This is a genomic window from Streptomyces sp. NPDC029152 (assembly GCF_055564355.1).
This window is the reverse complement of record NZ_JBVHWR010000006.1, coordinates 409,728-429,541: the sequence shown is the minus strand read 5'-3', so window position 1 is coordinate 429,541 and position 19,814 is coordinate 409,728. Positions and strand designations below refer to the sequence as shown.

General features: G+C 74.9%; 18 protein-coding genes and 1 rRNA gene. 15 read left to right on the top strand and 4 right to left on the bottom strand.

Annotation, left to right across the window (positions count from 1 at the left end; translation table 11 throughout):
• Positions 1-91 (top strand): 5S ribosomal RNA (rrf, locus tag ACZ4V6_RS16245); the annotation flags it as partial.
• 1,277 nt (positions 92-1,368) lie between these two features.
• A complete protein-coding gene (locus ACZ4V6_RS16240; protein ID WP_467827402.1) occupies positions 1,369-2,145 on the top strand; it encodes a tetratricopeptide repeat protein in 777 nt (258 codons plus the stop codon).
• A gap of 64 nt (positions 2,146-2,209) precedes the next feature.
• On the opposite strand, the gene ACZ4V6_RS16235 is transcribed toward ACZ4V6_RS16240, so the two are convergent.
• The gene (locus tag ACZ4V6_RS16235; RefSeq protein WP_467827359.1) at positions 2,210-3,502 is read right to left on the bottom strand and encodes a DUF1015 domain-containing protein; all 1,293 of its coding nucleotides are present in this window, start codon (positions 3,500-3,502) and stop codon (positions 2,210-2,212) included.
• Positions 3,503-3,574: 72 nt separating this feature from the next.
• Between ACZ4V6_RS16235 and ACZ4V6_RS16230 the strand changes: the two genes are divergently transcribed.
• The 4 genes from ACZ4V6_RS16230 (at position 3,575) to ACZ4V6_RS16215 (ending at position 7,653) form a co-directional block, all read left to right on the top strand.
• Positions 3,575-4,606 (top strand): HAD hydrolase-like protein, encoded by a 1,032-nt coding sequence (locus tag ACZ4V6_RS16230; protein WP_467827356.1) that lies wholly within the window; start codon positions 3,575-3,577, stop codon positions 4,604-4,606.
• 91 nt (positions 4,607-4,697) lie between these two features.
• The gene (locus ACZ4V6_RS16225; protein ID WP_467827354.1) at positions 4,698-5,741 is read left to right on the top strand and encodes a FecCD family ABC transporter permease; all 1,044 of its coding nucleotides are present in this window, start codon (positions 4,698-4,700) and stop codon (positions 5,739-5,741) included.
• A complete protein-coding gene (locus ACZ4V6_RS16220) occupies positions 5,738-6,775 on the top strand; it encodes a FecCD family ABC transporter permease (RefSeq protein ID WP_467827353.1) in 1,038 nt (345 codons plus the stop codon). The genes ACZ4V6_RS16225 and ACZ4V6_RS16220 overlap by 4 nt, the downstream gene beginning before the upstream one ends.
• The gene (locus tag ACZ4V6_RS16215) at positions 6,772-7,653 is read left to right on the top strand and encodes an ABC transporter ATP-binding protein (protein ID WP_467827350.1); all 882 of its coding nucleotides are present in this window, start codon (positions 6,772-6,774) and stop codon (positions 7,651-7,653) included. Before ACZ4V6_RS16220 ends, ACZ4V6_RS16215 begins: the two co-directional genes overlap by 4 nt.
• A 6-nt stretch (positions 7,654-7,659) precedes the next feature.
• On the opposite strand, the gene ACZ4V6_RS16210 is transcribed toward ACZ4V6_RS16215, so the two are convergent.
• The gene (locus ACZ4V6_RS16210; protein ID WP_467827348.1) at positions 7,660-8,007 is read right to left on the bottom strand and encodes a sterol-binding protein; all 348 of its coding nucleotides are present in this window, start codon (positions 8,005-8,007) and stop codon (positions 7,660-7,662) included.
• A gap of 42 nt (positions 8,008-8,049) precedes the next feature.
• Between ACZ4V6_RS16210 and ACZ4V6_RS16205 the strand changes: the two genes are divergently transcribed.
• The 4 genes from ACZ4V6_RS16205 to recN all read left to right on the top strand — a co-directional run bounded on the left by ACZ4V6_RS16205 (position 8,050) and on the right by recN (position 11,998).
• Entirely contained in the window at positions 8,050-8,382 is a 333-nt protein-coding gene (locus ACZ4V6_RS16205; protein WP_467827347.1) for a hypothetical protein, read from the top strand.
• A 7-nt stretch (positions 8,383-8,389) separates the two neighbouring features.
• A complete protein-coding gene (locus ACZ4V6_RS16200; RefSeq protein WP_467827345.1) occupies positions 8,390-9,205 on the top strand; it encodes a hemolysin in 816 nt (271 codons plus the stop codon).
• On the top strand, positions 9,202-10,107 hold the full coding sequence (locus ACZ4V6_RS16195; protein ID WP_467827342.1) for an NAD kinase: 906 nt from the start codon (positions 9,202-9,204) through the stop codon (positions 10,105-10,107). The genes ACZ4V6_RS16200 and ACZ4V6_RS16195 overlap by 4 nt, the downstream gene beginning before the upstream one ends.
• A gap of 172 nt (positions 10,108-10,279) precedes the next feature.
• The gene (gene recN, locus ACZ4V6_RS16190) at positions 10,280-11,998 is read left to right on the top strand and encodes a DNA repair protein RecN (RefSeq protein WP_467827400.1); all 1,719 of its coding nucleotides are present in this window, start codon (positions 10,280-10,282) and stop codon (positions 11,996-11,998) included.
• A 67-nt stretch (positions 11,999-12,065) separates the two neighbouring features.
• Here the strand turns inward: recN and ACZ4V6_RS16185 are convergent, their stop codons facing one another.
• Positions 12,066-12,473, bottom strand: a complete 408-nt coding sequence (locus ACZ4V6_RS16185) for an ATP-binding protein (RefSeq protein WP_467827340.1) — start codon at positions 12,471-12,473, stop codon at positions 12,066-12,068.
• 245 nt (positions 12,474-12,718) lie between these two features.
• Here ACZ4V6_RS16185 and ACZ4V6_RS16180 point away from each other — a divergent pair, with 245 nt between their 5' ends.
• The 5 genes from ACZ4V6_RS16180 to ACZ4V6_RS16160 all read left to right on the top strand — a co-directional run bounded on the left by ACZ4V6_RS16180 (position 12,719) and on the right by ACZ4V6_RS16160 (position 18,012).
• Complete coding sequence (locus ACZ4V6_RS16180; protein WP_467827337.1) at positions 12,719-14,380, top strand: SpoIIE family protein phosphatase; 1,662 nt, start codon at positions 12,719-12,721, stop codon at positions 14,378-14,380.
• Positions 14,380-15,504, top strand: coding sequence for a cobalamin B12-binding domain-containing protein (locus ACZ4V6_RS16175; protein ID WP_467827334.1), 1,125 nt, complete (start codon positions 14,380-14,382; stop codon positions 15,502-15,504). Before ACZ4V6_RS16180 ends, ACZ4V6_RS16175 begins: the two co-directional genes overlap by 1 nt.
• Positions 15,501-15,911, top strand: coding sequence for an STAS domain-containing protein (locus ACZ4V6_RS16170; protein ID WP_467827331.1), 411 nt, complete (start codon positions 15,501-15,503; stop codon positions 15,909-15,911). Before ACZ4V6_RS16175 ends, ACZ4V6_RS16170 begins: the two co-directional genes overlap by 4 nt.
• Before the next feature lie 4 nt (positions 15,912-15,915).
• Positions 15,916-16,680 (top strand): hypothetical protein, encoded by a 765-nt coding sequence (locus tag ACZ4V6_RS16165; RefSeq protein ID WP_467827328.1) that lies wholly within the window; start codon positions 15,916-15,918, stop codon positions 16,678-16,680.
• 183 nt (positions 16,681-16,863) lie between these two features.
• On the top strand, positions 16,864-18,012 hold the full coding sequence (locus ACZ4V6_RS16160; RefSeq protein ID WP_467827326.1) for a glycosyltransferase family 4 protein: 1,149 nt from the start codon (positions 16,864-16,866) through the stop codon (positions 18,010-18,012).
• A 70-nt stretch (positions 18,013-18,082) separates the two neighbouring features.
• Here the strand turns inward: ACZ4V6_RS16160 and ACZ4V6_RS16155 are convergent, their stop codons facing one another.
• Entirely contained in the window at positions 18,083-19,753 is a 1,671-nt protein-coding gene (locus ACZ4V6_RS16155; RefSeq protein ID WP_467827323.1) for a PucR family transcriptional regulator, read from the bottom strand.
• Positions 19,754-19,814 lie beyond the last annotated feature (61 nt).

Below are 19,814 nucleotides of genomic sequence, written 5' to 3'. Positions count from 1 at the left end.
GCCCGGTTACATTCCGAACCCGGAAGCTAAGCCTTACAGCGCCGATGGTACTGCAGGGGGGACCCTGTGGGAGAGTAGGACGCCGCCGAACAATCTTTGGAAAGGACCCTTGGTCCCCAGCGTTCAGCTGGGGACCAAGGGTCCTTTCGTTTTTCCAGGGCGCACCGGGTACCCGGCTGCGCGAGAATGACTTTGCGGTACCGAAGACAGGAGTCACCGATGTCCACCAACTCTCCCGACGACCGACCGGAGCGCGACCAGCGGCGACGGGACAGCGGTGACCGCGGTGACCGGGGCGGTCAGCGCGGGGACCGCGGCGGCTTCCGTCGAGACAACGATCGCGGTGGCTTCCGTCGCGATGATCGCCGTGACGACAATCGTGGTGGTGGGTACGGGCGCCGTGACGATCGTGACCGTGGGCCGCGTCGTGATGACCGGGACCGTGGTGGTGACCGTCCGTCGTTCCGTCGTGATGACCGTGGTGACCGTCCCTCGTTCCGTCGTGACGACCGTCGCGATGACCGTGGTGGCGACCGTCCCCCCTTCCGCCGTGACGACCGCAGGGACGACCGTGGTGGCTTCGGCCGGCGCGACGACGACCGTGGCGGGCAGCGCGGTGGCTTCCGTCGCGATGATCGCCGTGACGACAATCGTGGTGGTGGGTACGGGCGCCGTGACGATCGTGACCGTGGTCCGCGTCGTGATGACCGGGACCGTGGTGGCGACCGTCCGTCGTTCCGCCGTGATGACCGTGGTGACCGTGGTGACCGTCCCTCGTTCCGTCGTGACGACCGTCGCGATGACCGTGGTGGCGACCGTCCCCCCTTCCGCCGTGACGAGCGTCGTGACGACCGCGGGAGTGACCGTCCCCCCTTCCGCCGTGACGACCGCCGTGACGACCGTGGTGGCGACCGTCCGTCGTTCCGGCGTGATGACCGCGGTGATCGCGGTGACCGTCCGTCGTTCCGCCGTGACGACCGTCGCGATGACCGTGGTGGCGACCGTCCCCCCTTCCGCCGTGACGACCGCAGGGACGACCGCAGGGACGACCGAGGGAGTGACCGTTCGTCGTTCCGCCGTGATGACCGCGGTGATCGCGGCGACCGTCCGTCGTTCCGCCGTGACGACCGCGGTGGTTTCGGCCGGCGCGACGACGACCGTGGCGGTTACCGCCGCGACGACAGCCGCGGTGGGGACCGTGGCGGTGACCGCGGTGGGTACCGCGGGCGGGACGACCGCGGAGGGCGCGGGCCCCGTCGGGACGACCGTGGCGGGCGGCCGGGAGGCTTCCGCGGGCGGGACGACCGGCAGGGCGGCGGTGGCCGTTTCCGCGAGGAGCGGGACCGCGACCGGGAGCCGATCAAGCGGCTGCCGATCCCGGAGGAGGTCACCGGCGACGAGATCGACAAGGACGTCAAGCAGGAGCTGCAGAGCCTGCCCAAGACGCTCGCGGAGGACGTCGCGAGGAACCTCGTGATGGTCGCCCGGCTCCTCGACGAGGACCCCGAGGCCGCGTACGGCTACTCCAAGGTGGCCCTCCGACTGGCGTCGCGTGTCGCCGCCGTGCGCGAGGCGGGCGGGTTCGCCGCGTACGCCAACCAGAAGTACGCGGAGGCGCTCGCCGAGTTCCGGGCCGCCCGGCGGATGACCGGCTCCGTGGAACTGTGGCCGGTCATGGCCGACTGCGAGCGCGGTCTGGGCCGGCCGGAGAAGGCGCTGGACATGGCCGGTGCCCCCGAGGTGCAGAAGCTGGACAAGGCCGGACAGGTCGAGATGCGGCTCGTGGCGGCCGGCGCCCGGCGGGACATGGGGCAGCTGGACGCGGCCATCGTGACGCTGCAGAGCCCCGAGCTGGCCTCCCACTCCGTGCAGCCGTGGACCGCGCGGCTGCGGTACGCCTACGCCGACGCGTTGCTGGCCGCCGGCCGGGAACAGGAGGCACGGGAGTGGTTCGCCAAGGCCGTGGAGTCCGACCGGGACGGCAGCACGGACGCCTCGGACCGGCTCGCCGAGCTGGACGGGGTGGAGTTCGTGGACGCCCTTGACGAGCGCGAGGACGACGGCGTGCGCGAGAGCGACGCGGACGGTTCGCCCGGCGAGGACGGCAAGGACGCCGAGAACGGCGAGGACGGCGAGAAGGACTGACGTCCACCCGGCACGACGAAGGGGCGGGACCCGGCACGCGGGCCCGCCCCTTCGTCGTGCCGGGTCACAGGTCCAGCGCGCGCAGCACCAGGCCCGAGGCCGGCTTCGGGCCGAACGACGTCGACTTGCGGGGCATCGTGACGCCCTGTCGGGCCAGGTCGCGGACGACCTCCTCGCGCACGGGGTGCATCAGGACGGCCGTGCCGCCGTCGCGTTCCGCCTTCTCGACCGTGGCCGCCGTGTCGTGGATGTACGAGATGTGCGCCGCGGAGTCCTCGGGGATGTGCCAGACGTGGGCGAGGAGCGTGGCGTGCAGGACGGTGGCGTCCAGGGTGCGCCAGGCCTCGGGACGGCCGGTGGGGACCGTGCGGGCCAGCAGGCCGGCGTCCGGCCGGTCGACGAGGTGGAAGGCGCCGTCGCCGGCGAGCAGGAACGCGTTGCCCGCACCGGCCGCCTTCGCCAGGGCGTCCATCGCCTCGGCCAGGGGCGCCTCCAGACGCCGGACGCGGAAGCGGCCCTCCAGTGCCGCCACCGCGTCGCTCACCGGGAGGCCGTGCAGCAGACGGTGGATGGCGCGGACGCGGAGCGGATAGCGGGCCGTGTCGACCAGGAGGACGAGACCGTGGTCCCAGGGGCTGGGGGAGGGGTGCTCCGCGCGGAGCCTGCGGTAGGTCGCCCAGCGGTGGTGGCCGTCGGCGATCAGGGCCTGGTGCTCCGCGAGCTCCGCCCGGACCCGGGCCACGTCGTCCGGGTCGGTGAGCGACCACAGGCGGTGGCAGAAGCCGTCCTCCGTGGTCGTCGACAGGAGCGGCGGCCGCTCGGCGGCGCGCTCCACCACGGTGGTCGTCGCGGCCGTCGCGCCGTTGCCCCGGTAGGTCAGCAGGAGCGGCTCGAGGTTCGCCGAGGTGGCCCGCATCAGTGCCGCGCGGTCGGCGACGACGTGCGGCATGACGTCCTCGTGCGGCAGCACCACCTGCTCCGCCGGGTCGGACACCCGCAGGGCGCCGATGATGCCGCGTTGCAGCAGGCCGGCGCCGTCGCGCTGCTCGTACACGTACAGGCCCGGTTCCGCGTCGGCGGTGAGGACGCCCTCGGAGCGCCACCTGCGCAGCGTGTCCGCGGCCTGTGCGTTGCGGGCTTCCGGCGTGGTGGCCTGGGGCAGGATCAGGCGGACGATGTTGTACGGGTCGGCGGACTCCAGGTGGAGCAGCCCGTCGGGGCGGACCACGACGTCGTAGGGAGGGGACGTCACGGCGGCGAGGCTGCCGACCCGGTCGGGGTCGTAGCGAAGGCCTCGGAACGGGGTGAGTTCCAGGCCCCGGCGCGCCGTTGCTTCCGGGTGACCGGCAGTATCCATCCCGGCATCGTACGACTGTCGACGGCATGGGGGATGATCGGGGGAAAGGCGTCTGATGAGGAGCGATGTGCAATGAGCCGGAGCGTCAGGACAAGGCCCGACGGCAGTGGGCGGGGCCTGAGCGAGGCGTACGACACGGCACTGCTCGACCTGGACGGCGTGGTGTACGCCGGGGGGAACGCCATCGCGCACGCGGTGGAGTCCCTCGCGACGGCCAGGTCGGGCGGGATGCACCTGGCGTACGTCACGAACAACGCGCTCCGGACCCCGGACGCGGTCGCCGCGCACCTGACCGAGCTGGGCATACCGACGGACGCGGACGACGTCATCACGTCGGCGCAGGCGGTGGCGCGGCTGATCGCCGAGCAGGTGCCGTCGGGCTCGCGGGTGCTGGTGATCGGCGGGGAGGGGCTGCGCGTCGCGCTGCGCGAGCGCGGGCTCGTGCCGGTCGATTCGGCGGAGGACGACCCGGCGGCCGTGGTGCAGGGCTTCGGCGGGCCCGAGCTGCCGTGGGGGCGCTTCGCCGAGGCGTCCTACGCGATCGCGCGCGGCGTGCCGTGGTACGCCTCCAACACCGACCTGACGATCCCGGGCGCCCGGGGGATCGCGCCGGGCAACGGCGCGGCGGTGGAGGTCGTGCGGATCGCCACCGGCGCCGAGCCGCAGGTCGCGGGGAAGCCGTTGCCCCCCATGCACCGGGAGACGATCCTGCGGACCGGGGCCGAGCGGCCCCTGGTGGTCGGGGACCGGCTGGACACGGACATCGAGGGCGCGTTCAACGGGGACGTCGACTCGCTGCTGGTCCTGACCGGGGTGACCGACGGGGCCCAGTTGCTGGCCGCGCCCCCGCGGCACCGGCCGACGTACGTCGACGCCGATCTGCGCGGACTGCTCACCGGCCAGCCGGAGGTCACGGGGGACGCGGACGCCGGGTTCCGCTGCGGCGGCTGGTCGGCGGCCGCGGGTGACGAGCGGCTGGAGCTGCGGGGCGACGGCGAGGCGCTGGACGGACTGCGCGCGCTGTGCGCGGCGGCCTGGACGGCGGGCGGGGAGCGCGGATGCGAGCTGGACGCGGGGAAGGCGCTGGCGCGGCTGGGACTGTGAGCCGGGGGAACGGGAAGGAGCCCCGCCGGGCGGTGCCGCGGTGGCGTCCCGGGGATCGTGATCGAATGGCAGGGTAGGCTAACCTAACTGCGTGTTGGTCGACAGTCCCCCCGAACAGCGCGCGGAGACCGCCCCCGCGCCCCCGAGGCGCCGCGTGCTCCGCGCCGTCGGTCTGCCCGTCTCCGCAGCGGTCCTGGTGCTGATCGCGATGGCGAGCATCGCGGTCGGCGCGAAGGACCTGTCGCTGGCTCAGGTCTGGCACGGCCTGTTCCACGACTCGGGCACCTACGGCGACGTCGTGGTGGGCGAGCGGCTGTCGCGGACCGTGCTCGGTCTGCTGGCCGGTGCCGCGCTCGGCCTCGCCGGGGCCGTGCTCCAGGCGCTCACCCGCAATCCGCTGGCCGACCCCGGCCTGCTCGGCATCAACGCGGGCGCCTCGGCGGCCGTCGTCACGGCCATCACCTTCTTCGGCGTCAGTTCGCTGGGCGGGTACGTCTGGTTCGCCTTCGCCGGTGCGGCGGGAGTCGGCGCGCTGGTCTGGTTCCTGGGCGGCAGCCGCGGGGCCACGCCGGTGCGGCTGGTGCTGGCCGGCACCGCGATCAGCGCCGCCCTCTTCGGTTACCTCCAGGCCGTGATGATCATGGATGACGCGGCGCTGGGCCGGATGCGGTTCTGGACGGTCGGTTCGCTGTCCTCGGCGACGACCGGGACCATCAGGGAAGTGCTGCCGTTCTTCGTGACCGGCACGGTCCTCGCGCTCGCGCTGTCCAAGCCCCTCAACGCCATGGAGATGGGCGACGACACCGCCAGAGCGCTCGGCGCCAACCTGAACCGCACGCGGGCGCTGTCCATGCTCGCCGCCACCGTGCTGTGCGGGGCCGCGACCGCGGCCTGCGGGCCGATCGTGTTCGTCGGCCTGATGGTGCCGCACATCGTGCGCTCCTTCACCGGACCCGACATGCGCTGGATCATGCCGTACGCCGCGATCCTGTCGCCCGTGCTGCTGCTCGGCGCCGACGTCCTCGGCCGGATCGTCGCGCGGCCGTCGGAGCTCCAGGTCGGCATCGTCACCGCGATCCTCGGCGGACCGGTCTTCATCTTTCTCGTACGACGGCGGAGGACGGCCCAGCTGTGAAGACGCACCGTGCTGTACGGAGCCCGGGTGGGCTCTCGCTGCGCCTCGACGTCCGGGCCGTGGTCGTCGTGGCCCTGCTGCTGGTCGTCGCGCTCGCCGCGAGCGTCCTGCTGATCGGGACCGGCGACTTCGAGATACCGGCCGGGGACGTGCTGAAGACGCTGGCCGGCGACGGGAGCCCCAGCCAGGAGTTCATCGTCAACGAGCTGCGGCTGCCGCGGGTCCTGGTCGGGCTGCTGGTCGGTGCCGCGCTCGGACTGGGCGGCGCGCTGTTCCAGGCCGTCTCGCGCAACCCGCTGGGCAGTCCGGACGTCCTCGGTCTCGGCCAGGGGGCGACGGCCGGCGCCCTCGTGATGATCGTCCTGTTCTCCGGGACCGCCACCCAGGTCACCCTCGGGGCGCTCGCGGGCGGCCTGGTGACCGGCACCGCCATCTACGTGCTCGCCTGGAAGCGGGGCGTGCACGGCTATCGACTGGTTCTGGTCGGCATCGGCATGTCCGCGATCGTCACGGCGGTCAACGGCTACCTGATGACCCGGGCCGACATCGTCGACGCCGCCCGTGCCGTCGTCTGGATGACCGGGTCCCTCGACGGCCGTGACTGGGCACAGGTCTGGCCCCTGCTGGCGCTGTGCGCGGTGCTCGTGCCGCTCGTCCTCGTCAACGGCCGGGCGCTCAGGCTGATGGAGATGGGCGACGACGTCTCCTACGCCCTCGGGGTGCGCGTCGAGCGCGTGCGGATGCTGCTGATGGTGGCCGCCGTGCTGCTCACCGCCGCCGCGACCGCCGCCGCCGGACCGGTCAGCTTCGTCGCGCTCACCGCGCCGCAGCTCGCCCGCCGCCTGACCCGCTCGCCCGGCCCCAACCTGCTGCCGTCGCTGTGCATGGGCGCCGCCCTGCTGGTAGGCGCCGACTGGGTCTCGCAGCGGGCCTTCGGCGCCGACCAGTTGCCCGTGGGCGTGGTCACCGGCGTCCTCGGCGGCGTCTACCTGCTGTGGCTGCTGGTCACCGAGCGCAAGGCGGGCCGGATATGAGCGCCGGCGCCACCAGTAGGCCGAACAACCGAAGGAGCACCGTGAACCGTCTGTCCGCCGAGAACGTCACCCTCGCCTACGAGCAGCGGGTCATCGCCGAGCAGCTGTCGGTGGAGATACCCGACAACTCCTTCACGGTGATCGTCGGCCCCAACGCCTGCGGCAAGTCCACGCTGCTGCGCGCCCTGTCGCGGATGCTGAAGCCCGCCCAGGGCCGGGTGCTCCTCGACGGGTCGGTCATCCAGTCGATGCCCGCCAAGCGGGTCGCGCGGACCCTCGGCCTGCTGCCGCAGTCGTCCATCGCGCCCGACGGCATCACCGTCGGCGACCTGGTGGGCCGCGGCCGCTACCCGCACCAGGGGCTGCTGCGCCAGTGGTCGACGGAGGACGAGCGGGTCGTCCGGGAGTCGATGGCGCAGACCGGCATCTCGGAGCTCGCCGACCGCTATGTCGACGAACTCTCCGGCGGCCAGCGCCAGCGCGTGTGGATCGCCATGGCGCTGGCCCAGCAGACCCCGCTGCTGCTGCTCGACGAGCCGACGACGTACCTGGACATCCAGCACCAGATCGACGTCCTCGACCTGTGCGCGGAGCTGCACGAGACCCGGGGCCGCACCCTCGTGGCCGTCCTGCACGACCTCAACCACGCCGCCCGGTACGCCACCCACCTCATCGCCCTGCGCGGCGGGAAGGTCATCGCCGAGGGCGCGCCGAACGACATCGTCACGGCCGAACTGGTCGAGGAGGTCTTCGGACTGCGGTGCCAGGTCATCGACGACCCGGAGACGGGCACGCCGCTGGTGGTGCCGGCCGCGCGCAGGGCGCGCCTCACCGGCGGCGCCGGGCGCGAGAAGGTGTCGGCCGCGAAAGCCTCCTGAGAGCGGCTACAGGAGCTTCCTGAGGCGGAACAGGTCGCGCAGACCCGCCTCCAGCCTCACCCGGCCCGAACCCCAGGCCTTGGCGAAGTTCAGCCCGCCGCCGACCAGGGCCACCAGGTCGTCACCGGTCATCGCCAGCCTGATCTCGGCCTTCTCGCGCGGCGGTCCCTCCAGGGTCTCGCGCACGTCGATCCGGCCGCCCGTCATGCGCCCCGCGAAGGTGACGTCCAGGTCGGTGATGTGGCAGCTCACCGAGCGGTCCAGCGCGGTCGCCTCCCGCACGTCCCCTTCGGCACCGCGCATGCTGTCCGAGAGCTTGTCGAGTGCGGCACGGCACTCCTCAGTCGTCGCCATCGGGACAGACCGTACCGCAGCGGTTCGCGGTAGCGTCGACGCATGAGCGACGCAGTCCCGGAGACGGGGTTCCATGAGGTCACCGCGGCCACCGCGGCCACTGCGGCCACTGCCGGTGCCGTGGCCGGGCCCCGCGGCGAGACCCCCGCGCACGACCCGGCCGCCCCCGCCCCGCTGGGCGTTCCCCGCGCCCCCACCGGCGACGCCGGGGTGGACGCGGCACTGCGGCGCCTGGCCGACGCCGACCACCTCGCCACGGACGGGCACGTCCAGGTGTACGAGGATGTACACCGGGGGCTGCGCGACGCGCTCACCGCACTCGACGCCCGCCCGGGACCTCCGGCGCCCCCCGCCCAGTACGTACGAGGGAGCTGAACCGAACGTGGCAGGAGTCGCACGCCGCCGTCTCGACGCGGAGCTGGTCCGCCGCAAGCTGGCGCGTTCGCGCGAACACGCCAGCCAGCTGATCGCCGCCGGCCGGGTGAGCGTCGGCAAGACCGTCGCGACCAAGCCCGCCACCCAGGTGGAGACCGCCGCGGCCATCGTCGTCACCCAGGACGACAGCGACCCGGACTACGTCTCGCGCGGCGGCCACAAGCTCGCCGGCGCCCTGTCGGCGTTCGTGCCGCGGGGCCTGGTCGTCGAGGGGCGGCGCGCGCTCGACGCCGGCGCCTCCACCGGCGGCTTCACCGACGTCCTGCTGCGGGCGGGCGCCGCGCACGTCGTCGCGGTGGACGTCGGGTACGGACAACTCGCGTGGTCCCTCCGGCAGGATGAACGCGTCACCGTCAAGGACCGTACGAACGTACGCGAGTTGACGCTGGAGGCGATCGATGGGGAGCCCGTGGACCTTGTCGTGGGGGATCTGTCCTTCATCCCGCTCGGGCTGGTGCTGCCCGCCCTGGTGCGGTGCACGCGGCCGGACGCCGACCTGGTGATGATGGTGAAGCCGCAGTTCGAGGTGGGCAAGGAGCGGCTGGGCAGCGGGGGAGTGGTACGCAGTGCGCAGCTGCGGGCCGAGGCCGTGCGGGGAGTCGCCCGCAGGGCCTGGGAGCTGGGGCTCGGTGTGAGGGGGGTCACCGCCAGTCCGCTGCCCGGTCCCTCCGGGAACGTCGAGTACTTTCTGTGGCTGCGGGCCGGGGCCGGTGAACTGGACCCGGCCGACGTTGACCGTGCAGTGGCGGAGGGGCCGCGTTGACACAGAACCGAGCTCGTACTGTTTTCCTGCTCGCCCACACCGGGCGGCCCGCGGCCATCCGCAGCGCCGAGCTCGTGGTCAAGGGGCTGCTGCTGGCCGGCATCGGGGTGCGGGTCCTGGAGGCCGAGGCGCGCGATCTGCCGCTGCCGGACGAGGTGGAACTGGTCGGGGAAGCGACCCCGCAGTGCCTCGACGGGTGCGAGCTGCTCATCGTGCTGGGCGGTGACGGGACGCTGCTGCGCGGCGCCGAGTTCGCCCGCGCCTCCGGGGTGCCGATGCTCGGCGTCAACCTCGGCCGGGTCGGCTTCCTCGCCGAGGCCGAGCGGGACGACCTCGACAAGGTCGTCGACCGGGTGGTGAACCGGGCGTACGAGGTCGAGGAGCGGATGACCGTCGACGTCGTCGTGCACCGCAACGGCGACATCGTGCACACCGACTGGGCGCTGAACGAGGCCGCCGTGCAGAAGGCCGGCGCCGAGAAGCTGCTCGAGGTGGTGCTGGAGATCGACGGACGGCCCGTGACGGGCTTCGGCTGCGACGGCATCGTGCTGTCGACGCCGACCGGGTCGACGGCGTACGCCTTCTCGGCCGGCGGGCCGGTGGTGTGGCCCGAGGTCGAGGCGCTGCTGATGGTGCCGATCAGCGCGCACGCGCTGTTCGCGAAGCCGCTGGTGACCTCGCCGGACTCGGTGCTCGCGGTGGAGGTGCTGCCGCACATCCCGCCGGGCGTGCTGTGGTGCGACGGGCGGCGGACGGTGGAGCTGCCGCCCGGGGCACGGGTGGAGGTCCGGCGGGGGGCGGTACCGGTGCGGCTGGCCCGGCTGCACCACGCGTCCTTCACGGACCGGCTGGTGGCCAAGTTCGCGCTGCCCGTCTCCGGGTGGCGGGGGGCGCCGCACTGACGCTTCCCGCGCCGCAGGGCCGCGGGAAGCGTCGGCGTGCGCAGGCCGTGTGCGGCTCGTCGCGCAGTTCCCCGCGCCCCTGAAGGGGCGCGTCCACTCCCGTGGGTGACAAGGGCGGGCCGGTCGCACTTCCCAGCCTCGACCTCGTAAGGTCGTGTCCGTGTTGGAGGAGATGCGGATACGGTCGCTCGGAGTCATCGACGACGCCGTCGTCGAGCTGTCGCCCGGGTTCACCGCTGTCACCGGTGAGACGGGCGCGGGCAAGACCATGGTGGTCACCAGTCTGGGGCTGCTCCTGGGCGGGCGGGCGGACGCGGCACTGGTGCGGATCGGGGCCAAGAACGCGGTCGTCGAGGGGCGGATCGCCGTGCCCGGCGACGCCGCGGCGGCCGTGCGGGCCGAGGAGGCCGGGGCCGAGCTGGACGACGGCGCCCTGCTGATCAGCCGCACCGTTTCCGCCGAAGGGCGTTCCCGGGCGCACCTGGGCGGGCGGTCCGTGCCCGTGGGGATGCTCGCCGAGCTCGCCGACGAGCTGGTGGCCGTGCACGGGCAGACCGACCAGCAGGGGCTGCTGAAGCAGTCCCGGCAGCGGCAGGCGCTGGACCGGTACGCGGGTGACGCGGTCGCCGGGCCGCTCGCCAAGTACGCCGGGGCCTACCGCCGGCTGCGGACCGTCACCTCCGAGCTGGAGGAGATCACCACGCGCGCGCGTGAGCGCGCCCAGGAGGCCGATCTGCTGCGCTACGGCCTCGACGAGATCGCCGCCGTCGAACCGCGCCCCGGTGAGGACGCGGAGCTGGCGGAGGAGGCCGAGAGGCTGGGCCACGCCGAGGCGCTGGCGTCGGCCGCCACGGTCGCGCACGCCGCGCTCGCGGGCGAACCGGAGGACCCCGAGGGCGTGGACGCGGCGACGCTCGTCGCGGGCGCCCAGCGGGCCCTGGACGCCGTGCGGTCGCACGACCCGGCGCTCGCCGCGCTCGCCGAGCGGATCGGCGAGGTCGGGATCCTGCTGCGCGACGTGGCCGGGGAGCTGGCCGGATACGCCGACGACCTGGACGCCGACCCGCTGCGGCTGGCGGCGGTCGAGGAACGGCGGGCCGCGCTGACCGCGCTGACCCGCAAGTACGGCGAGGACGTCGACGCCGTGCTGGCCTGGGCCGAGCGGAGCGCCGCGCGGCTGACCGAGCTGGACGGCGACGACGAGCGGATCGGCGAGCTGACCGCCGAGCGGGACGCGCTGAGGGCGGAACTGGGCGGACTGGCGCAGGCGTTGACGGACGCGCGGACGGAGGCGGCCGAACGGTTCGCCGCCGCGGTGACCGCCGAGCTGGCGTCGCTGGCCATGCCCCACGCGCGCGTGTCGTTCTCGATCCGGCAGACCGAGGACCCGGAGGGCGTCGAGGTCGGCGGGCGGACGGTCGCCTACGGGCCGTCCGGCGTCGACGAGGTCGAGCTGCTGCTCGCCCCGCACCCGGGCGCGCCGCCGCGGCCCATCGCCAAGGGCGCCTCGGGCGGTGAGCTGTCGCGCGTGATGCTGGCCGTGGAGGTCGTGTTCGCGGGGACCGACCCGGTGCCGACCTACCTCTTCGACGAGGTCGACGCCGGGGTCGGCGGCAAGGCGGCGGTGGAGATCGGGCGGCGCCTGGCGAAGCTGGCGAAGACGGCGCAGGTCGTCGTGGTCACGCACCTGCCGCAGGTGGCCGCCTTCGCCGACCGGCAGTTGCTGGTGGAGAAGACGAACGACGGCTCGGTGACCCGCTCGGGCGTGAAGGTCCTGGAGGGCGAGGAGCGGATCCGGGAGCTGTCCCGGATGCTCGCCGGCCAGGAGGACTCGCAGACGGCCCGCGCCCACGCGGAGGAGCTGCTGGCGACGGCCCGGGCGGACGCGTAGGCCGCGCCCGCGGGGAGCGGGGCCGGACCTGCGGGGTGGGGGCCGGACGGTCGCCGCGGTGCCGGCCTCAGCCGGCCGGGGGCTCGTAGGCCACCACGGCCTCGATCGTCTTCCCCGGGGGAGCCGGGGTGATCGTGACCGACCGGCTGAGCCGCTGGACGAGCGGCCAGCCGAAGCCGCCCGGCCTGCCGTGCCTCCCGTCGTCCGGCTCGCGGGCGACCGGAGGCGCGGGGGAGCGGTCGGTGACCGCGATGCGCAGCGCGCGGGCCTCGGGCGTGGCGTGGAACGCGGTGAGACCGCCGCCGTGCCTGATCGCGTTGGTCACCAGCTCGGAGGTGATCAGCAGGACGTCGGCCGTCACCGTCGCGGACAGCGGGGCCGGCAGTCCGTCGAGCACGTCCCTGACCAGGGCGCGTGCCGCGGCGGCCGTGACCGGCGGTGGTGTCGGCGCATCGGACGGGCCGGGCATCGCCATGCCTTTCTCCCCGGTCTCCCCGGCCGTCACGCGACCGCTCTTTTCCGCGGTGTCGCGGCGGCGTGGTTCCGCCGGTGCGCACGGCATCGCCGCAGGTGGGAGCGGTCCGATTGCGGCGTGGCCGGGAGGCACGCCCTGCTGAGGACGGGGAAGGCGGGTTGTCGTGGACGTCGGTGTCGGGTCATGGTGGGGTGAGCGTGTCTTCCAGGGAAGGTGATGAGACCCCTCGCGTGCGGTCTTTGGATATGACGATATGTGAAGACGCCTCGGCGCAGTCCTGCGGTTCGCCCCCGGGCGTCGGAGCTTCGTGGCTGCGCGCTCCCTACCCGGTCGTCGTCGCGGACGCCGCCGGCACGATCGTGGGGGTGAACGCCTCGGCGACCGCCCTGTTCCCGGGCGCGGCCCGCGGGTCGGCGCTGGACGGAGTGGCGCCGCCCTGGCTCACCGACGCCCACCGGCGCACGGCCGGCGGCGACCTCGGCCCCTCCGCGCCGCCGTTCACCGGCCGTCACCGGCACATGACGCTGACCGCGCACCCCACCCCGGGGACGGACGGCAACGTGGTGTGGTGGCTGGTCGACGACACCGACCGCCTGCTGGCCCAGAGCGAGCTGCGCGAGGAGCAGGAGCGGACCGCCTTCCTCGCCGAGGCCTCCACCCGGTTGCTGGCGTCGCTGAACGTCCAGCGGTGCATGGACGTCACCGTACGGCTGGCCGCCGAGCACCTGGCCGACGCGGCGCTCCTCGTGGCCCCCGCGAACGGCCGGCAGCACCCTGTCGCGGGCAGCGTGGGCGGTGACGCGCCCAGACACGTCACCGCCCGCATCGACCCGTCGTCGGTGCCCGGCCTCGGCGAGGCCCTCCAGGGTTTCCCGCCGGTGCCGTCGAGGTGGATCGACCCCGCGGCCCTGCCCGCCTGGGCGGTGCCCGAGGGCTTCGGGGGCCCGGTGGGATCGGTCGCCGTCTGCCCGCTGCCGGGGCACGGTGTGCCGGCCGGCGCGCTGATCCTGCTGCGCCGCGGCGACCGGGCGGCGTTCGACGCCTCCGAGGAGGTCTTCGCCCGCCTGTTCGCCGCCCGGGCCGGATCCGCGCTCTCCGCGGCCCGGCTGTACTCGGAGCAGGCCGGCATCACGGCCACCCTCATGGCCGACCTGCTGCCGCCCGCGCTGCGACAGGTGCACGGCGTGGAGTTCGCCGGCGGCTACCGGGCGTCGCAGGACACCGAGCTGATAGGCGGCGACTTCTACGACCTCCACCCCGCGGACGAGCCCGGCCGGGAGACGCTCGCCATCCTCGGCGACGTGTGCGGCAAGGGACTGGACGCCGCCGTCCTCACCGGCAAGATCCGCAACACGCTGCACGCCCTGCTGCCCATGGCGGGCGACCACGAGAACATGCTGGGCCTCCTCAACGGCGCGCTCCTCGGCAGCCGCCACACGCGGTTCGCGACCCTCGTCCTGGCCTCGGTCGTCCGCCACGGCGAGCTGGTCCGCCTGCGGCTGACCAGCGCCGGCCACGCGCCGCCGCTGATCGTGCGGCACGACGGAAGCGTCGAGGAGGCCGACACCTCCGGCACGCTCATCGGCGTCCTGCCCCGCATCAGGACACGCACCGCGCACGTCGACCTGGCCCCCGGCGAGACGTGCCTGATGTTCACCGACGGGATCACCGAGGCCAAGGGCGGCCCCCTGGGCGACGTCATGTTCGGTGAGAAGCGGCTGCGGGCCGCCGTGGCCGACTGCGCCGGGATGCCCGCCGAGGCCGTCGTCGAACGCGTCCAGCTGCTCGCCGCCGAGTGGATCGGCGCCAACCGGCACGACGACATCGCCCTGGTGGCGATCACCGCTCCCCGGACGGCCCGCCCGACGCCGGCGGACGGCCGCGCACCGGTCGGGGGCACGGCGTGATGTCCACCGGCACCCGGGCCGCGCCGGGCAGGGGAGCGCCCCGGCCCGTCGGCGAGCTGCGCACCGCGCTGTGGCGGGCGGTGACGGACCGCGACGAGCGCGCGGCCGGCCGCGTCGTCCTCGGCGCGCTGGACGACGGACTCCCCACCGAGGAGGCGCTGCTCGACGTCATCGTGCCCGTGCAGGTGAAGGTGGGCGCGGAGTGGGCCGCGGGGCGCATCAGCGTGGCGCAGGAGCACGCGGCCACCGCCATCCACGACCGGATCATCGCCGCCATGGCCCACCGGGACACGAGCCCCGCCGCCCCCGCGCCGGGCACGGCCGCCGCCGTGACCGTCGCCTGTGTGGACGGGGAGTGGCACGCCCTGCCCGCGCGGATACTCGCCGAGGTGCTGCGGGGACGGGGGCACGAGGTGGACTTCCTCGGCGCCCAGGTGCCCACCCCGCACCTGGTGGCGCACATGCACCACACCGCCCCCGACGTCCTGGCCCTCTCCTCGTCGCTGCCCACGCGGCTGCCCGCGGCGCACGCGGCCGTCACCGCCGTCCAGGCCGTCGGCGTCCCCGTCCTCGTCGGCGGCGCCGCCTTCGGCGCGGACGGCCGCCACGCACGCCTGCTGGGCGCGGACGCCTGGGCGCCGGACGCACGCGCCGCCGCGGAGATCCTCGCGAGCGGGCTCACGCGTCGCGTGCCCGGCGCCGGACACCTGCCGGCCGACGACCTGCCGCACCTGAGCGACCAGGAGTACACGTTCGTCGCGGGCGGCAGGGCGCGGCTGGTCAGGAACACCCTGGCCGGGCTGGAGGAACGCCTGCCGGCGATGCGGACCTACACGGAGGCCCAGCGCGAACGCACCGCCGAGGACGTGGCCCACGTCGTCGACTTCCTGGCCGCCGCCCTGTACGTCGACGACGCGCCGCTGTTCACCGACTTCCTCCGGTGGACCGCCGACATCCTCCAGGCCCGGGGCGTGCCCGCCGGCGCCCTGCTTCCCGCGACGTCCGGGCTCGCCGCGGAACTCAAGGACTTCCCCCGCGCCCTGCGCCTGCTGGCGCTGGGGCGGGCGGCGCTCGAAGCCCGTACCGCCCCCGCCGCCCCTCAGGGTCCCGGAACGCCCGCATGACGACGCCTCACACCGACGACTTCCAGCTCGCCGTCACCCGTCCGGACCCCGGCACGGTGCTGTTCCGGCTCGGCGGGGACCTCGACCACGACAGCGCCGACGAGCTGCTCGACGCCGCGCGTGGCCCGCTGACGGCCGGGCCGGTGCCCCGTGTGCTGGTCCTGGACCGCGCGCGGCTCACCACGTGCGACCCCATGGGCCCGGCCGCGCTGCTGACGGCCGAGCGGATCGCCACGGGCGCCGGCGCCGCACTGCGGCTGGAGAACCGCCCCGCCTTCCTCGATCGCCTGCTGGACGTCACCGGCACCTCGGACGTCTTCGCCCCCGCGGCGTCCGCCGAGCCCCCGGCCTCCCCGGACGGGGGCGGCACGACCCCGGGGGGACGCGGCCCGACGGCCGTAGGGTGACGGGATGACCGACTCCAGCCGCCGGTCCGGTATCTCCTTCGCCCTCGCCGCAGCCGTCGCCCGGACCGCCCTGACCGCGCTGCGGGCCACGGCGCCGGGCGGCCGTGGCCGCTGGGAACGGGAGAACCACGCCGGGCGGGCCGTCGGGCTGTACGCCGGACCCGCGTCCGCCGTGGCGGCGGCAGCGGGGGTGGCACGGGTGAGGCCCGCCGCCGGGACGGCCGTGCTCGCCGCCGGGCTCTGCGGGGCCTACGACGACGTGGCGGGGGCCGAGGACCCCAGACGCGGGTTCCGGGCGCATCTGACGGCGCTGCGGGACGGCGAGGTCACCAGCGGGGCGGTGAAGCTGTTCGGGATCTGCGCGGCCGGGCTCGTCGCGGGCTCGGTGATGAGGGAACGGCCGCTGGACAAGGTGCTCGCGGGTGTCGTGATCGCCGGCGCCGCCCACTTCGTCAACCTCGTGGACGTGCGCCCCGGCAGGGCCGCCGCGGCGGTCCTCGCGCTCGGGGCGCCGGGGCTGCTGCGGCAGGGGCCCGGAGCGGAGACGGCCGCCGCCGCGATGGGGGCCGCCGCGGCCGTCCTGCCCGACGACCTCGCCGGGCGCACGATGCTCGGCGACACGGGGGCGCACGCGCTGGGAGCGGCCCTGGGCGCCGCCGTCGTGGACGGCAACGGCAGGGCGGGCCTCGCCGCGCACGCCGTCGCGCTGGTGGCCGCGGCGGTGTGCGGGGACCGGGTGAGCGAGCTGGCACGTCACTCGTGTGAGTGAACTGGTCCTGTTCCGTTGCCCCGTGGTCGCGTGCGCGCGGGGATCGTCGTTCCCGGAACACCCGTGCGTGCTGGCATCCTTGACGGAGTGACGCGCAGGAGACCGCGCGTCACGCCCCGACCGCACCATCCTTCTGTACGTTCTTCATGACCGTCCCCCGCCGAACCAGGAGTCCCGGGACACGTGACCCCCGCGAGCAGCCACTCACCGCTCGGCCGGCCGCCGCTGCGCACCGTACAGGTGCTGGGCGGAGGCAACGCCGGCAGCAGCGCGCACGTGCGCTCGCTGGCCGCGGGGCTCGTCGCGCGGGGCGTGAAGGTCACGGTGTGCGCCCCCGTAGAGGCGGAACGCACCTACGACTTCACCGGTGCCGGAGCCGACCACGTGCACGTGCCGCACAGCAGCGATCCCGTCTCCGTGGCGGCGCTGCGGGCGGTGTGCGCCGAGGCCGATCTGGTGCACGCGCACGGGCTGCACGCCTCCTTCCGCGCCGTGCTCGCCCTCGGCGGGCGCAGGACCCGTACCCCGTTCGTCGTCACCCGGCACGACCGGGTCCACGCCGAAGGGGCGCGCGCCCGTCTGCTGCGGGTGCTGGAACGGCGGGTGATGCGGTCCGCCACCGTGGTGCTGGGCGCCACCTCGGACCTGGTCGACCGGGCCCGGCTGACCGGCGCGCGGGACGCCCGGCTCGGGCCCGTCGCCCTGCCCGGCCGGCTCCGGCGGACCGCCGGACCGGAGGAACCCGACCGGATGCGCCCGAAGGTCCGGGCCGAACTCGGCGCCGTCGGACGCCCGTTGCTCATCGCGGTCGGCTCCCTGGAACCGCACCGGGGATACGACGTCCTGCTCGACGCCGCGCGCGCGTGGCGCCGTCTCGATCCCGTGCCCCTGGTCGTCGTCGCGGGGGAGGGCCCGCTGCGCGGGGAGTTGCAGCGGCGGATCGAGGACGAGGGGCTGCCGGTGGTGCTCGTCGGCCGCCGTGACGACGTCACCGACCTGCTGGCGGCGGCCGACCTCGCGTTGCTGCCGGACCACCGGGGGGCGGGGCGCTCCGTCCTCGCGCAGGAGGCCCTCCACGCGGGACTGCCGCTCGTCGCGGGCCGCACCGGCGGCATCCCCGAACTCGTCGGCGACGCCGCCGAACTCGTCCCGCCCGGGGACGCCGCGGCACTCGCCGACGCCGTCGTCGGGCTGCTCGGCGACGCCGCGCGGCGGGAGGCGCTGCGCGACCGGGGGGCACGGCAGGCGGCCACCTGGCCGACCGAGGACGAGACGGTCGCCCAGGTCCTGAGCGTCTACGACGAGCTGACCCGGCCCGCGCCGCTGTTCTAGGCCCTGTCGTCGGACTCCCGCCCTCCGCCCGGACGGCGGGAGTCCGGCGACGGGGCCCGGGCGCCCGCCTCTACGGCACGTGCCGGCGTGCGCGCAGGGCCAGGCTCAACGCCAGTACCGTCTGCGGGTCGTCGAGGTCCGTGCCCAGCAACTCCCCGATCCGCGCCAGCCGGTTGTACAGCGTCTGCCGGTTCAGGTGGAGTTCGCGCGCCGTCTCCGCCTTGCGGCCCGCGTGCGCCAAGTACGTCTGGAGGGTGGGCAGCAGGGGCGGCCTGGAGCGGTTGTCGTGATCCTGGAGGGGGCCGATCGCCCGGTCGACGAACGCCGCCAGGTCCGGATGGTCGCGCAGCCGCCACAGCAGCAGGTCGATGTCGAGGCGCCGGGCGTCGTACCACGGCCGGTCGCCCAGCCCCTGGGCCGCGGTCGCCGTCTCCGCCGCGTGCCGCAGACCCGCCGACGCCGCCGCCCAGCCGCCGGCGACTCCGACGACCACGACCGGCGGATGCGCGCCCGGGCGCTGCATCCCGGCCCGCTCGACGCCCGCCCGCAGCGCCGCCGCGACCCGGTCGGCGACCGTCGCCCGCTCCGACTCCGAGCGCAGGCCCAGCAGGAGCGGCACCCGGCCCTCCACCGGCCGCACGCCCAGCAGCGCCGGTACGCCGACCGACGCGAGCTCCTCGGCGACCGCGCGTGCCAGCACCGCCCAGCCGCCGCCGGCCGGGGCGAGGGTGTCGCCGAGCCGCATCACCACCGGCAGCAGCAGGCTGCCGCCCGGCTTGAAGCCGAGGACGCGGGCCTGCGCCGGTGCGTCCTCCGCGGTGATCCGGCCCTCGGCGAGGTCGGTGAGGAAGTCGCCCCGCCCGCGCGCCGCCAGCTCCTCCTCCTGCCGCGCCTGCATCAGCACCACGGCGAGGATGCCGGCCGCCCGCTCCGCCGCCATCCGGTGCACCGGCGCCAGCGGGGACCGCACGGGCAGCAGGACCAGCCGTGCGCGCACCGACCCGGCGCCGGGGCCGCCGCCGGGCACGTCCACCAGGACCGAGCCCGCCGGGGGCGGGGTCTCCTTGTGCTGGCCCCGCAGGCCCTCCCACACCTGGAGCGGATCGGCGCCCTCGGGTCCGGAGCCGGCGGCGTACAGCAGGCGGCCGTCGGTCGTCTCCAGGAAGACCGGGTTGTCGCCGAACCCGGCGAGGATGCCGAGCACTTGGGGTATTCCGCCGCCGCCCAGGAGGGCCTGGGTGCAGCGGCGGTGCACCTCCTCGGCCCGCTGGAGCAGTGCGTAGTGGCCGTTGACGATCTCGGTGTGGATCTCCTCGGTGACCGTCACGAACGGCACCTCGCGGTGCAGCTGGACCAGCGGCAGCCCCGCCGCGCGGGCGGTGTCCACGAGGGTCGCGGGCAGCCGGGCGAAACGCGGGCCCAGCTCCACGACCAGGGCCGCGATGCCGCGCTCGGCGAGCGTGCGGACGAACGCCCGCTGCTCGGCGGGGCGGGTGCCGAGACCGTAGCCCGTGGTCAGCAGGAGCTCGCCGCCCTTGAGGAGGGAGGCGATGTTGGGCACCTCGCCCGCGTGCACCCAGCGCACGGTGCGGTGCAGACGGTCGCCGCCGGCGACGATCTCCGGCAGGCCACTGCGCAGCCCGGGGAGTTCCAGGGCCCGCTGCACGGTGATTCCGGCGCCCCGAGGCTCGTATCCGCCGTCCCCGAAGCCGTCGCCGCTGTTGACTTTGCCGCTGTCCATGGGCCGGACGCTACCCGCGCGGGCCGCCGGCGGGCACATCGCGCGGGGGCGTCCCGTGCCG